The sequence below is a fragment of the Pseudoalteromonas sp. MelDa3 genome, assembly GCF_002863625.1.
Classification (GTDB): Bacteria; Pseudomonadota; Gammaproteobacteria; order Enterobacterales; family Alteromonadaceae; genus Pseudoalteromonas; species Pseudoalteromonas arctica.
The window spans coordinates 1-13526 of record NZ_PJBR01000115.1; the positions used below are offsets into that span (position 1 = coordinate 1).

General features: G+C 39.8%; 13 protein-coding genes, 4 tRNA genes and 1 pseudogene. 10 read left to right on the forward strand and 8 right to left on the reverse strand.

Going from position 1 to position 13526, the window contains the following annotated elements; all coding sequences use genetic code 11:
• The 8 genes and pseudogenes from CXF89_RS16895 to hemA form a co-directional block, all read right to left on the reverse strand.
• Window positions 1-248 (reverse strand): annotated as a pseudogene (locus CXF89_RS16895) (3-deoxy-8-phosphooctulonate synthase); the annotation flags it as partial.
• A 9-nt stretch (window positions 249-257) separates the two neighbouring features.
• Complete coding sequence (locus CXF89_RS16900; protein WP_007583967.1) at window positions 258-1511, reverse strand: DUF819 family protein; 1254 nt, start codon at window positions 1509-1511, stop codon at window positions 258-260.
• Window positions 1512-1525: 14 nt separating this feature from the next.
• Window positions 1526-2353, reverse strand: a complete 828-nt coding sequence (locus CXF89_RS16905; RefSeq protein WP_007583966.1) for a tetratricopeptide repeat protein — start codon at window positions 2351-2353, stop codon at window positions 1526-1528.
• 149 nt (window positions 2354-2502) lie between these two features.
• Window positions 2503-2877: a SirB2 family protein gene (locus tag CXF89_RS16910; protein WP_007583965.1), complete on the reverse strand. Its 375-nt coding sequence runs from the start codon at window positions 2875-2877 to the stop codon at window positions 2503-2505.
• 29 nt (window positions 2878-2906) lie between these two features.
• Complete coding sequence (locus CXF89_RS16915) at window positions 2907-4451, reverse strand: response regulator (RefSeq protein ID WP_180961419.1); 1545 nt, start codon at window positions 4449-4451, stop codon at window positions 2907-2909.
• 54 nt (window positions 4452-4505) lie between these two features.
• Window positions 4506-5345, reverse strand: a complete 840-nt coding sequence (prmC, locus tag CXF89_RS16920; RefSeq protein ID WP_010554719.1) for a peptide chain release factor N(5)-glutamine methyltransferase — start codon at window positions 5343-5345, stop codon at window positions 4506-4508.
• Window positions 5346-5347: 2 nt separating this feature from the next.
• The gene (gene prfA, locus CXF89_RS16925) at window positions 5348-6433 is read right to left on the reverse strand and encodes a peptide chain release factor 1 (RefSeq protein WP_007583962.1); all 1086 of its coding nucleotides are present in this window, start codon (window positions 6431-6433) and stop codon (window positions 5348-5350) included.
• Window positions 6434-6440: 7 nt separating this feature from the next.
• Window positions 6441-7697 carry a glutamyl-tRNA reductase gene (gene hemA, locus CXF89_RS16930; RefSeq protein ID WP_010554718.1) on the reverse strand — a complete coding sequence of 419 codons (1257 nt, stop codon included), beginning with the start codon at window positions 7695-7697 and terminating at the stop codon, window positions 6441-6443.
• Between the two features lie 83 nt (window positions 7698-7780).
• Here hemA and lolB point away from each other — a divergent pair, with 83 nt between their 5' ends.
• From lolB to CXF89_RS16980, 10 genes are all read left to right on the forward strand, one after another.
• Complete coding sequence (gene lolB / locus CXF89_RS16935) at window positions 7781-8368, forward strand: lipoprotein insertase outer membrane protein LolB (RefSeq protein WP_101164113.1); 588 nt, start codon at window positions 7781-7783, stop codon at window positions 8366-8368.
• A 2-nt stretch (window positions 8369-8370) separates the two neighbouring features.
• Entirely contained in the window at window positions 8371-9228 is an 858-nt protein-coding gene (gene ispE, locus CXF89_RS16940) for a 4-(cytidine 5'-diphospho)-2-C-methyl-D-erythritol kinase (protein ID WP_121955272.1), read from the forward strand.
• An 88-nt stretch (window positions 9229-9316) separates the two neighbouring features.
• Complete coding sequence (locus tag CXF89_RS16945; RefSeq protein WP_007583957.1) at window positions 9317-10264, forward strand: ribose-phosphate pyrophosphokinase; 948 nt, start codon at window positions 9317-9319, stop codon at window positions 10262-10264.
• A 149-nt stretch (window positions 10265-10413) separates the two neighbouring features.
• Window positions 10414-11025, forward strand: a complete 612-nt coding sequence (locus CXF89_RS16950) for a 50S ribosomal protein L25/general stress protein Ctc (RefSeq protein WP_008171830.1) — start codon at window positions 10414-10416, stop codon at window positions 11023-11025.
• 19 nt (window positions 11026-11044) lie between these two features.
• Window positions 11045-11629, forward strand: coding sequence for an aminoacyl-tRNA hydrolase (gene pth / locus CXF89_RS16955; RefSeq protein ID WP_121955273.1), 585 nt, complete (start codon window positions 11045-11047; stop codon window positions 11627-11629).
• A 53-nt stretch (window positions 11630-11682) separates the two neighbouring features.
• Window positions 11683-12774, forward strand: a complete 1092-nt coding sequence (ychF, locus tag CXF89_RS16960; protein ID WP_007583951.1) for a redox-regulated ATPase YchF — start codon at window positions 11683-11685, stop codon at window positions 12772-12774.
• A 332-nt stretch (window positions 12775-13106) separates the two neighbouring features.
• Window positions 13107-13183: transfer RNA gene (locus CXF89_RS16965), tRNA-Met, on the forward strand.
• A 47-nt stretch (window positions 13184-13230) separates the two neighbouring features.
• A tRNA-Leu gene (locus tag CXF89_RS16970) sits at window positions 13231-13315 on the forward strand.
• 39 nt (window positions 13316-13354) lie between these two features.
• Window positions 13355-13429 (forward strand) — tRNA-Gln (locus CXF89_RS16975).
• 5 nt (window positions 13430-13434) lie between these two features.
• Window positions 13435-13511, forward strand: a tRNA-Met gene (locus CXF89_RS16980).
• The last annotated feature ends 15 nt before the right edge of the window (window positions 13512-13526 follow it).

Here is a 13526-nt window from a genome sequence, read left to right on the forward strand (position 1 = left end):
TCTTCAAATATTTTTAAACCTTCTTCCATACCAGGACCACGGTACGAATTGATTGAAGAACGGTTAGCCTTATCAAATGACGCTTTAAATACATAAGGAATATTGAGTTTCGTCGTAACTTCTACGTAATGCTCTGCAACACGCATAGCTAAATCGCGAGATTCTAATACGTTAATACCACCAAACAATACAAACGGTTTGTTGTTTGCTAGTTCAATTTCATTAATTTTAATAATTTGGTCTTTCATTTAAATTCCTTACGGTGCAACTGCTTGCATCATTAATCCACAAATATAAGCCATATAAGTACCCACACCATAGCCCAGTACAGCTAACAGGACACCAACAGGCGCAAGCGAAGGGTGAAATGCTGATGCTACAACAGGTGCAGACGCTGCACCGCCCACATTAGCCTGCGAGCCCACTGCCATATAAAATAACGGTGCTTTAATTAGTTTAGCTACTACTAACATTATGCTTGCATGCACTAACATCCAAATGGCACCAACTAAAAATAACCCTGGGTTATTAAAAATAGCGGTTACATTCATATGCAAACCAATCGATGCAACTAAAATATACAAAAAGCTAGAGGCTACTTTTGAAGCGCCAAACGCTTCTATTTGTCTAACTTTAGTAAACGATAAGCCTATGCCAATCGTTGTTGATATAACAATTAGCCAAAAGAATTTACTGTTTAAGCTGTATTCTTTTGCCCACTCATAAGTCGTGCCAAAGTACGGACCTAAAAAGTCAGCACAAAAATGCGCTAAACCGGTTATACCAAATGCAATTGCAAGCAGCGTCATATAATCGTTAAGAGTAGGAATACGTGCGTGTTCAGCGTGATAGGCTTCAACACGTTTTTTTAAATCTTCAATTGCGCTTGTATCAGCACCCGTAGCTGCATCAATCTTTTTATGGTTTGCTGCCATTAACAATAAAACAGCCATCCAAATATTCGCGACGATTACATCTACTGTAATCATTACAGAAAATATATCACCACCAACTTCAAACATCTCTTTCATTGATGCTTGGTTAGCACCACCGCCAATCCAGCTACCCGCAACGGTTGTCATACCGCGCCATACTGCATCGGGCCCATGACCACCAACAATACTTGGATCAAATGCACTCACGACTAAAATAGCTAATGGCCCACCAATAACAATGCCCAATGTACCCACTAAAAACATAATGAGCGCTTTAGGGCCTAAGTTAATAATAGCTTTTAAATCAATACTAATGGTAAGCAGTATTAAACAAGCAGGCAGTAAGTAGCGCGAAGCCACATAATAAACATTGGATTTATTACCATCTACAATACCAAAGGTATTTAATAACGAAGGTAAAAAGTAACACAGTAGTAAAGCAGGTACGTATTTATAAAATCGTTTTAAAGCTGGACGCTCACTGTTTGAGGTTTTAAAAATAAACCCCAAAATAATAGCAAGCAAACCAAGCACAACGGCATCATTTGTAATTAATGCGCTTTGAGTTTCAACCATAATTATTCCTATTCTTAATGGTGCGTTTTATTATTATCTTCTAGTTCTTCTATTTGGTGTTGAATAATCTCTATTGCAGGATCGTCCGGACACTCATCGACAAAAAACTGTAAATCATCACGTGCCATTTTAGGGCAACCGAGCTGATTTAATAAGTAACCTCTGTCGCGTCTCTCATACGGGTCGTCGCCTATTAGCTCCATTAGCATCTCTACACAGGTCAAAGCATGACCAAATTTGTTTTCGCTAATGAAAGACCATTTTTGCTGAGCTAAAAATAGCTTATATACTTCGTCATCAAAAATTAACTCTAAAGGTTCTTGTTCTTGCCCATCATCTTCATCTGCGTTTTCAGGGATGATATACCAGCTTTGTTGCCCGCTGCTTGGCTCAATTATGTAGCCCTCTTCATCACTTATCGCCACATGAACACCAACATCACCCAGCGTAAGACTAAGATTTGCATCAAAGTTAGCTTGTTGTAAAAAGTGACAAAGTATAATTGCAAGCGTTGTTGGTGAGCCACTACGCATAGAAAGCGTATAGCTTAATGTATTTAATTTGTATTCTGGCACTTTTAAGCCTGAGGCACTAAATAGCCAATCGCTGTAAAACATATCTAATAATTTTTCGAAGCGATCGTGCTCATCACTCACTTTTAAACACAGCGCTGAAATTTGCTGTTCAAAGTCAGTTAAAGTTTCATAACATGGTGTTAAATCTATCTGAGGGTCCCATTTTGACTCTGCTTTAATACAGCGGTAAATCGCTGGAGGTGTAAATTCATCGTAAGCATCATCAAGATAAGATTCATCGTGTTCGTCAAACCCGAGGGTAGTCATTAATACTGCAACATTTTAGAAAACGAAGGCGTAGTTTACCTAACTTTAAAGCTATATACCAATATAGAGATTTTTTTGAATATTTTCTGAGAGGGAGTCGTATTTGAGCTTTATAAAACAACTATAAAGCTCAAATAGTCAGGTATTACTTAAAGCAAAAAAGCTGATTTAGACGTCGCTAAATAACCTATCGCTAAAATAACAGCAGTGTTAACTAAAACGTAAGCAACTTTAGCCGTCATTTTAGTTTGTCTGGCGCTTTTAGCCCCAATACCAATATATATAACCACTAAAACTATTTTTTCTAATAGCCAATATTGTTCAAACGGGTTAATTTTAGCCATAAATATAAGCGTAAGTGCAGACACTAATAACAAAGTATCTATACTATGACTACCAATCATTACCGCTTTATTTTTTGCTAATTTACCACTGCCCATTCGCGAAAATGCGCGAACATAAAATAAAATCACACTCAACATCGCAATTGCCATGTGTGAATGCTTTACTGCTAAATAATCCATATGCCCCTGTACTTCTGTTTTATAAAAATTTAATCAGGAAAACGGTTAAGAACCGCTTCTAACTCATCAAGCTTCTCGTTAAATACTTCAACCAATTTTGGTTCAAAGTGTGTGCCTTTTTGAGCGTTAATTTCATCAACTACGTTTTGCAGTGTCCAGGGTTCTTTATAGCATCGTTTATGGCGAAGTGCATCGTATACATCAGCAAGTGCAACTATACGACCAAATACATTAATTGCGTTTCCGCTTAAACCTTGTGGGTAACCAGAGCCATCCCATTTTTCATGATGCTCTTTTGCAATAATTGCGCCGGCACTAACAATCTCATGCGACGAGTCTTTTAAAATAGTATAGCCTTTATCAGTATGAGTTTTCATCACTTCCCATTCTTGGGCGTCTAACTTTGCTGGTTTATTTAATACCGCATCAGGAATGCCCACTTTGCCTACATCATGAAGAGGCGACGCCAACCTTACTAAATTAGCATCATGCTTAGATAAGCCATACCCTTGTGCCAATATATGACAAATATGTGCTACACGCTTAACATGATTACCCGTTTCTGTTGAGCGTTGCTCTACCGCTTCACTTAACCTGTAAACAAGCTCTTGTTGCGTTGCTTCTATTTCAGACTGAAGTTGTACATTTTCAAACGCAAGTTGCACGTTTTGAGAGAAAATCTTAATTAAATGGCGCTGAGTATCCGTTAAATCCTTTGGAATACCTGATATGAATAGCATCGAATTATGATTGTACTCACTGCTACAATACGCGAATAAGTAGTTATCTTTATAAATAATGCTTTTTTCATTAAGCGCCTGATGACATGCACTTAACTGTTCAGCTTGTAATACCTCATCGAGCTCTTTACCTTCACTTTTTTCAAAGTCACCGGTACCCGAGCAAACAATTAATTTTTTATTATTTTGTGCTTCAGGATTTTGTGCAACTAAAGTAGTTGCATACATAGCTTGATCAGCAATACCAAGTAAAGAAGTTAACTGCTGCATAACGCCTTCAATAAAGTGCTCTATTGAATGCGCAGAAAAAATATCACGGGACGCTATAATTATTTTCTCAAGCCCTTCGCGTGACTGCTCAATCGAAATAATATCCCGATACGAGCGCAGGCTCGACATAATAACAGTAAATAACTTTTGAGCCGTTAGCTCTGTTTTAGATTTGTAATCGTTAATATCATAATTAATAATTACTTGTCGTTCAGGTGCTTGACCAGGTTGACCCGTTCTTAAAATAATTCGAATATGATTATTTTTAGCTTCTTCACGAATAAACTTAGCAACTTGCAAACCGGCATCATCGGTCTCCATTACTACATCAAGTAGTACAATGGCTGCATCTGGATGCTCTTTCACAAGCTCTTTTGCTTCAGCACCTGAGTACGCACTAATGAATTCTAAGCGTTTATTTTGAAACTCAAAATCACTCAACGCTAGTTTTGTAACAGCATGAACTTCAGGTTCATCATCAACGATTAATACTTTCCAGGTACCGAGTTCAATCTCATTGATTGCTTCTTCTGGCTCATCTGAAAATAAAAAATCACCCATCATAGTCGAAATTCCTTCATGGCATTATACAACACACTAGCAGGCAATTATTATTCTTTAGGGCCACTGTGCAAACGTTACACGGTCGTTATCACCAAAGTCTTTCACTGTTTTAATATTCACAAATGCCATTTTTTTGAAAAAATGACGAACAGCTTCACCTTGCTCAAAACCGTGTTCTATTAAAAGATAGCCACTAGATAACAAATAGTCACGTGATTGTGTAATTATTTGTTTAATATCAGACATTCCACAATCATCCGCCACTAATGCCGACAAAGGCTCAAAGCGCACATCGCCCTGATTTAAATGTATATCACTGCTTTCAATATAAGGTGGGTTAGTGACAATTAGGTTGAATTTCTCACCATGTAACTCGCTAAACCAGTTGCTTTGCTTAACGTGTACATTATTAATTGCCAATCGCTGCTGGTTACGTGTAGCCAGTGCAACTGCATCGCTTACTCTATCTACTGCAATAATTTGCCAATTAGGCATTTCACTACCCAATGCCAGTGCTATTGCACCAGTACCCGTGCCTAAATCAAGCACTTTAGCTGTAGCAGGTACAGCCACTTCAAGTGCTTGTTCTACTAACGTTTCAGTATCTGGTCGAGGTATTAAAGTTGTTGCGTTAACTTCAAGCGATAAGCTCCAAAATTCACGTTGCCCCGTAATATGTGCAACAGGTTCACCGTTTAAACGTCTTTGGCAAAATGTATTAAATTGCTGTTGTTGTTCGGCATTAAGCGCATGCTCTGGCCAAGTAAAAAGGTAACTGTGAGGTTTTTGAAGAATATGTAGAAGTAAAACTTGTGCGTCTAATTTAGCACTTTCGCTGCTAGGTGCTAATAAATTAGCGCCTGCAGCAATAGCTTGTTCAAGAGTTTGGCTCACGATTACTCGTCGCCCATAGCCGCTAATAAGTCAGCTTGATGTTCTTGCATTAATGGGTCAATAACGCAGCTTAAATCACCCGCTACCACTTCATTCAAACGATAAAGTGTTAAGTTAATACGATGATCGGTAATACGACCTTGTGGGTAGTTATAAGTACGGATACGTTCAGAACGATCGCCACTACCTACTAAGTCACGACGTTCAGATGCTTCTGCCGCATGGCGCTTTTCATCCTCAGCCTGTTGCAAACGTGCTGCAAGTACCGACATCGCTTTAGCACGGTTTTTATGCTGTGAACGCTGATCCTGACACTCAACAACAACACCGGTAGGTATATGTGTAAGTCGAATAGCAGAATCTGTTTTATTAACGTGCTGACCACCTGCGCCTGATGCACGAAATGTATCAACTTTTAAATCTGCGGTATTAATTTGTATCGCTTCGGCCTCTGGTACTTCCGCCATTACCGCAACAGTACATGCAGAGGTATGAACTCGCCCTTGTGACTCAGTTTCTGGCACACGTTGTACGCGGTGTACACCTGATTCAAACTTTAATTGACCGTAAACGCCTTCGCCACTAATATTTGCAATAACTTCTTTGTAGCCACCGTGCTCACCTTCATTGGTGCTCACAACTTCTACTTTCCATTTTTTAGTTTCTGCATAGCGGCTGTACATACGGAATAAGTCGCCAGCAAAAATAGCCGCTTCATCACCGCCTGTTCCAGCGCGTACTTCAACAAACACGTTATTGTTATCTCGCGGATCTTTTGGCAACATTAATACTTGAATTTGATCTTCAATTACCAAAATTTGTGCTTTAGCTTCTTTATATTCTTCTTGCGCCATTTCACGCATTTCAGGGTCAGAATCTTTAAGCATTTCTTCTGCACTGGCTAAATCATCTTGCGTTTCTTTGTAAGTTAAAAACGTTTTTACAATCTCTTCAAGCTCAGAGTATTCTTTTGAAAGCCCACGAAAACGATTTTGATCACTAATGACCGACGGGTCGCTTAGCAGCGCTTGTACTTCTTCGTAACGCTCTACTAAGGTTTCTAATTTATTATAAACAGACTCTTTCATTTAACGGTTATTCCTGATCAATACCTAACATTTTTTTCAACTGGTTTAGCTGCGCCACTTCACCTTTTTTCGCTGCGTCTTGTATTGCACGGGTAGGCGCGTGCATTAAGCGATTGGTTAATTTATTGGCGAGCTCTAATATAATTTTTTCTGCATCTTTACCTGTATTTAGCTGACTAACAGCACGCTCTACAAGTTCTGACTTAATTGTTTGTACATCATTTCGATAATGGCGGATTAAATCTACCGAATCGAGTGAGCGCATCCACATTGCAAATTCTTTGGTGCGTTCAGTAATAATTATTTGCGCTTGCTGTGCAGCTTGCTCACGCGCTGCCATATTCTCGCTTACAATGGTTTGTAAGTCATCAACGGAATATAAATAGGCAGCATCTAGCTCACCTACTTGGCTTTCTATATCGCGCGGAACCGCAATATCTATAAATAGCATAGGCTTGTGTCGGCGCTGCTTAAGCGCTTGCTCAACCACCCCTTTACCAATAATAGGTAAAGTACTGGCGGTAGAACTAATGACTATATCGGCTTCATGTAAACGTTCTGGCAACTGTGCAAGTGCGATAACATCTGCCGACACTTCATCAGCAAGGCTGCGAGCACGTTCAATTGTTCTATTAGCTACCGTTATTTTTTTAGGCTCATTTTGATATAAATGTTTAGCAACCAGTTCAATGGTTTCACCAGCACCAATCAATAGCACATTGGTTTGATCAAGCTTGCCATAAATATGTTTTGCTAAGTTAACAGCCGCAAATGCAACCGACACGGCACTTGCGCCTATATTTGTTTCAGTACGAACTTGTTTTGCTACCGAAAAGGTTTTTTGAAACAACCTATCAAAAGTAACCCCTATTGCATCGTGGGTTTTAGCACTAAAAAACGATTGCTTTATTTGCCCTAAAATTTGCGGCTCGCCTAACACAAGAGAATCCAACCCACACGCTACGCGCATTAAGTGGTTAATGGCGTCATTACCTTCATGGCAGTATATATTGCTGCTCAGTTCATGTTCATCCAAACCATGGAAACTGGCAAGCCACGTTAACAGTGTTTGGGAATTTTGCTGAGCGAGGCTACAATAGATCTCGGTTCGATTACAGGTAGACACAATAACAGCTTCATTAAAGTCGGCATGGCCACTTAATTGTTGCAACGCCTCTGAAATTTGCTCAGGCGAAAAAGCCACTTTTTCGCGTAATTCTACGGATGCGGTTTTGTGATTTATACCTAGTGCTATTATGGTCATATTTGCCAAATATTGCTGAGCCCTACTTCAAAGGCGGTAATTTTACCAAAAATCAGCGGAATATGGAAAGTAAGGAACAACATTTGATTCGACAATATTTGATTTTATTCATGTTTTTTTTATTATTAGGTGGCTGTGCCCATCAAATTGATACAAAAACAACACTTTATGATGATTGGAAGCCACGTTTAGCTGCTCAAAAAACTTGGCAGGTCGAGGGTAAACTCGCGTTTATAAGCCCAGAAGAGCGTCAATCTGCAAACTTAAATTGGCAGCAAACAACAAATTCCAATAATTTAATACTGACTACTTTTATTGGTACTCGTATTTTGTCGCTTAAACAAACAGCAAATGGTGCTGAATTAGAGTTTGACGGCGATGAGTACTTTGATACTAATGCTGCAGAGCTTTTAAAGCGTTTAACCGGTTTTACACTCCCTGTTGATAACGCCGATAACTGGCTTAAGGGCACCATTGACGATCAAAGTTTAGTCGTTGATGAACTAGGCCGTGCAAAGCAAGTATTATGGTTTGATAATACAGGCAAGAAATGGCAAATAGATTACGGCACTTACGTACAAAACGCAGGTTACTGGTTACCAACTAAACTGACGTTAAAGCATCAACAAATAAAAATAAAAATTCAACTCTACGATTGGCAGTTTAAATAAGTATGAATAACAAAACCTCTTTTTCACTTATTGCCCCGGCAAAACTCAATTTATTTTTACATATTAATGCTCGCCGAGAAGATGGCTATCATGAACTAGAAACCTTATTTACTTTTTTAAATTTTGGTGATGAGCTGTATTTTGAGCTAACAACAGACGGTGGTATTTCTGTCGGTGGTGATACTAAAGACATACCCCAAAATGATAATCTCATCTATAAAGCGGCTTTATTATTACAAACACACTGTAAAACCTCTTTGGGTGTGAAAATAAATTTAATTAAACGCTTACCGATGGGCGGAGGTGTTGGAGGTGGTTCATCCGACGCCGCAAGTACTTTATTAGCCCTAAATAAATTATGGAAATTAGAACTAAATTTAGAAATTCTAGCCCAATTAGGACTTAAATTAGGGGCTGATGTTCCGGTGTTCATACAAGGGCAAAGCGCCATAGCGCATGGTATTGGTGAGAAATTACACCAGGTAAAACTTGAACAAAAATGGTACTGCGTTGTACACCCAAACCAACATGTAAGTACTGCAAAAATATTTACACATCCAGATTTAAAACGCGACACACCAAAAATAATAGGCGATTGGAAACACCATACTTTAACCAACGATTGTGAGCCTTTAGTTAAAAAGCTTTGCCCCGAGGTTGAAAAAACCCTCCAGTGGTTGCTAAAATACGCACCGTCGAAGATGACCGGAACAGGTTCATGTTGTTTTGTCGAATTTGCTAGTCAAGTTCAAGCACAAGATGTACTTGAAAATCTCCCCCATACTTGGCAGGGTTTTGTGGCTTCAAGCGCAAATGTCTCACCTGCTCATACGGAGTTAACCGCCATATTCGATCAATGAAGTAACGTACAAGTAATCATAAGTTAACTCGCAGTGGTATTTATCATTGCCCGTTAGTCCAAATATTCAGTGCCTGAGGAACCCTACCGTGCCTGACATGAAGCTCTTCGCTGGTAACGCAACACCTGAGTTAGCTCAAAAAGTTGCAAAACGTTTATATATTGAATTAGGCGATGCTGTTGTTGGCCGTTTTAGCGACGGTGAGATCAGTGTTCAAATAAATGAAAATGTTCGTGGCTCGGACGTTTTTATCTTGCAATCAACCTGTGCCCCTACAAACGATAACCTAATGGAACTTATCGTTATGGTTGATGCTCTACGTCGTGCATCTGCAGGTCGTATTACTGCCGTCATTCCTTATTTTGGTTATGCGCGCCAAGACCGTCGTGTACGTTCTGCCCGTGTTCCAATTACCGCTAAAGTTGTTGCCGATTTCTTATCAAGCGTTGGTGTTGACCGTGTTCTTACGGTTGATTTACACGCTGAACAAATCCAAGGCTTCTTTGATGTACCAGTAGACAACGTATTTGGCAGCCCTGTATTACTTGAAGATATGAAAGAACGCGACTTTGAAGACGTCGTTGTTGTATCTCCAGATATTGGTGGTGTTGTACGCGCACGTGCAATTGCAAAACTACTAAACGATACCGATTTAGCAATCATTGACAAACGCCGCCCTCAAGCAAACGTTTCTCAAGTAATGCACATTATTGGTGACGTTGAAGGTCGTGATTGTATTATCGTAGATGATATGATTGATACCGGTGGTACGTTATGTAAAGCCGCAGAAGCACTTAAAGAACATGGCGCTAAACGCGTATTTGCATACGCAACGCACCCTATTCTTTCAGGTAAAGCAGCAGAAAACTTACGTGACTCGATGATTGACGAAGTAATTGTAACTGACTCAATTCCGCTATCTGACGAGCTTAAAGCCCTTGATAAAATTAAGGTACTTACGCTTGCTGACATGTTAGCAGAGACTATTCGTCGTATTAGTAACGAAGAATCTATCTCAGCGATGTTTGAACACTAAAATTAAACATTCCTGAGTATAAAAGCGCCTTTTGGCGCTTTTTTTGTAAGCGATGTTTATTTTGTCTGGGCGTGGTGGTATGATAGCGCGCCTTTTGGCTAGGGACCTTGGTCGCAAAGGCCCTACACATTTTAATAACTGGAGACATCATGTCTAACAAAACTTATACATATAACGCTGAACTTCGCGTAGAAACTGGTACTGGTGCGAGCCGCCGCCTACGTCGCGAAGACAAAGTTCCTGCAATCCTTTACGGAGCTGACAAAGAAGCTTTATCTCTTACTTTTGCTCATAAAGATATGATCAAAGCACAAGAAGACGAAGGTTTTTACACGCATATCCTTACGCTTAACGTAGATGGCGAAGCTGTTGAAGTAATCTTAAAAGATATCCAACGTCACCCATTCAAGCCTAAGCTTACTCACCTTGATTTCCAACGTGTAGATGCTACTCATAAATTTCAAACTAAAGTTCCTCTTCACTTCATCGGTGAAGATATTGTAACTAAAGCTGGCGCAACTGTTGTTCACCAGTTAACTGAAGTTGAAATTACGTGTCTTCCAAAAGCACTTCCAGAATTCATTGAAGTAGATGTTTCTAAGTTTGTTGTTGGCGATTCTGTTCATATTTCTGACCTTACTTTCCCTAAAGGCGTTAGCTCTGTAGATTTAGGTAAAGGCGAAGGCCATGATCAGTCTATCCTGACTATCAAAGCAAACAAAGCAGCTCCAGTTGAAGACGACGCTGCAGCAGCAGAATAATTTTTAAGGTCTCGCAACCTTGAATTCTATTCAAATGCTTGTGGGCCTGGCTAATCCAGGCCCCGAATACGCAAACACACGCCACAATGCAGGTGCTTGGTTCATCGAGCAAATCGCTGCACGCTACAACTGCACCCTAAAATACGATCCTAAATATCACGGCCTTACAGGCAAAGTGATCATTCAAGGCCAAGAATTCAAATTATTGATCCCCACTACTTACATGAATTTAAGTAGTAAAGCGGTCGGTAGTTTAGCTAATTTTTTCAAAATCCCTGTCGAGGACATTTTAGTTGCCCATGACGAATTGGATTTAGACCCAGGCGTTGCCAAGTTAAAAAAAGGCGGCGGGCATGGCGGTCATAATGGTTTAAAAGACATTATTGCAAAAATGGCAAATCAAAAAGACTTTATGCGCTTGCGCATTGGTGTAGGTCATCCGGGGCATCGTGAAATGGTTACTGGTTGGGTGCTTGGAAAAGCGGCCAAAGCAGACCAAGAAAAAATGGATGCTGCTGTTGATGAAGCAGTTCGTTGCATGGAAATACTTGCAAAAGATGGTGTGTTAAAAGCACAAAACAGACTACATTCGTTTAAACCCTAGTAACTTGGGTCCAAGTACACCGTTTAAACGAATTCTAAACAAGGTATCTTACTATGGGTTTTAAATGTGGCATCGTTGGCTTGCCTAACGTTGGTAAATCAACGCTTTTCAATGCACTAACTAAAGCGGGTATTGAAGCCGCTAACTTTCCTTTTTGTACCATTGAGCCTAATACAGGTGTGGTACCTGTGCCAGATCCTCGTCTAGACGAACTTGCTAAAATAGTTAATCCTCAACGAGTTCTTACCACCAGTATGGAATTTGTAGACATTGCTGGCTTAGTAAAAGGCGCATCTAAAGGTGAAGGCCTTGGTAACCAGTTTTTAGCTAACATTCGTGAAACCGATGCAATTGGCCACGTAGTTCGCTGTTTTGAAGATGAAAACATCATCCACGTAGCAGGCACTATTGACCCTGCTGACGATATTGACGTAATCAACACTGAGTTAGTACTTGCTGATATGGATAGCGCTGAAAAAGCCCTTTTCCGTAATTCAAAAAAAGCAAAAGGTGGCGACAAAGACGCTAAAGAGCAAAATGCTGTACTTGAAAAAGTAAAAGTGCATCTTGACGAAGGCTTAACTTTACGTGGTCTAGCACTAACTAAAGAAGAAAAAGCAGCAATCAGCTCTATTAACTTCTTAACGATTAAACCAACAATGTATATTGCAAACGTTGCTGAAGATGGTTTTGAAAATAACCCATACCTTGACCGCGTACGCGCTATTGCCGCAGCTGAAGATGCGATTGTTGTTCCTGTATGTGCCGCTATCGAGTCTGAGCTTTCAGAACTAGATGACGAAGACAAGCTAGAGTTTATGGCTGATCTTGGTCTAGAAGAGCCAGGTCTTAACCTTGTTATTCGTGGTGGTTATGAATTACTACAATTACAAACTTATTTCACAGCTGGCGTAAAAGAAGTACGCGCATGGACAATCCCTGTAGGTGCAACAGCACCACAAGCAGCGGGTAAAATCCATACCGACTTCGAGCGTGGCTTTATCCGTGCGCAAACTATTGCTTTTGACGACTTTGTTGCCTTTAAAGGTGAGAGTGGCGCAAAAGAAGCAGGTAAGATGCGTCAAGAAGGTAAAGAGTACATTGTTAAAGATGGCGATGTAATGAACTTCTTGTTCAACGTATAAGTACAAATTAAACCAATTTCACTTGGTAATAATTTTTAAAGGCTCGTTTTTACGAGCCTTTTTTGTATTTAAGCATTATAAAAATAATAATTAGCCTCAACTAGTCTATCTTTGTAATATCGCTTAATTAAAGAAGTACAGGGTTAATTAAGATTCCGCGCCTTAAAGGCAGCTAAAAAAACAGCATTTTTATTAAATTTTAGCCTGTTAGCTTAATTTTCCTGCAAACAAACACAGTTAAGTGTTTTTTTGCAAAAAAGGTGTTGACGAATTTGGGTCATATCAGCATAATACGCCCCGCACTCAGCGATGAAGTGCTAACAAAAAAAGATGGCTAAGTAGCTCAGCTGGTTAGAGCACATCACTCATAATGATGGGGTCACAGGTTCAAATCCCGTCTTAGCCACCATTATTTTTTTGTTGCTCAATGAAGAGTTTAAAATAACTACCTTGTGTGCGGGAGTGGCGGAATTGGTAGACGCGCTGGATTTAGGTTCCAGTATCTTAGGATGTGAGAGTTCAAGTCTCTCCTTCCGCACCATAATTCTTGATAAGAATTAAAACTATCAATTGTTATTGTTGGGATATCGCCAAGCGGTAAGGCACCAGGTTTTGATCCTGGCATTCCCAGGTTCAAATCCTGGTATCCCAGCCAACAATGGCTAAGTAGCTCAGCTGGTTAGAGCACATCACTCATAATGATGGGGTCACAGGTTCAAATCCCGTCTTAGCCACCATTTCTTCTTTTAGAA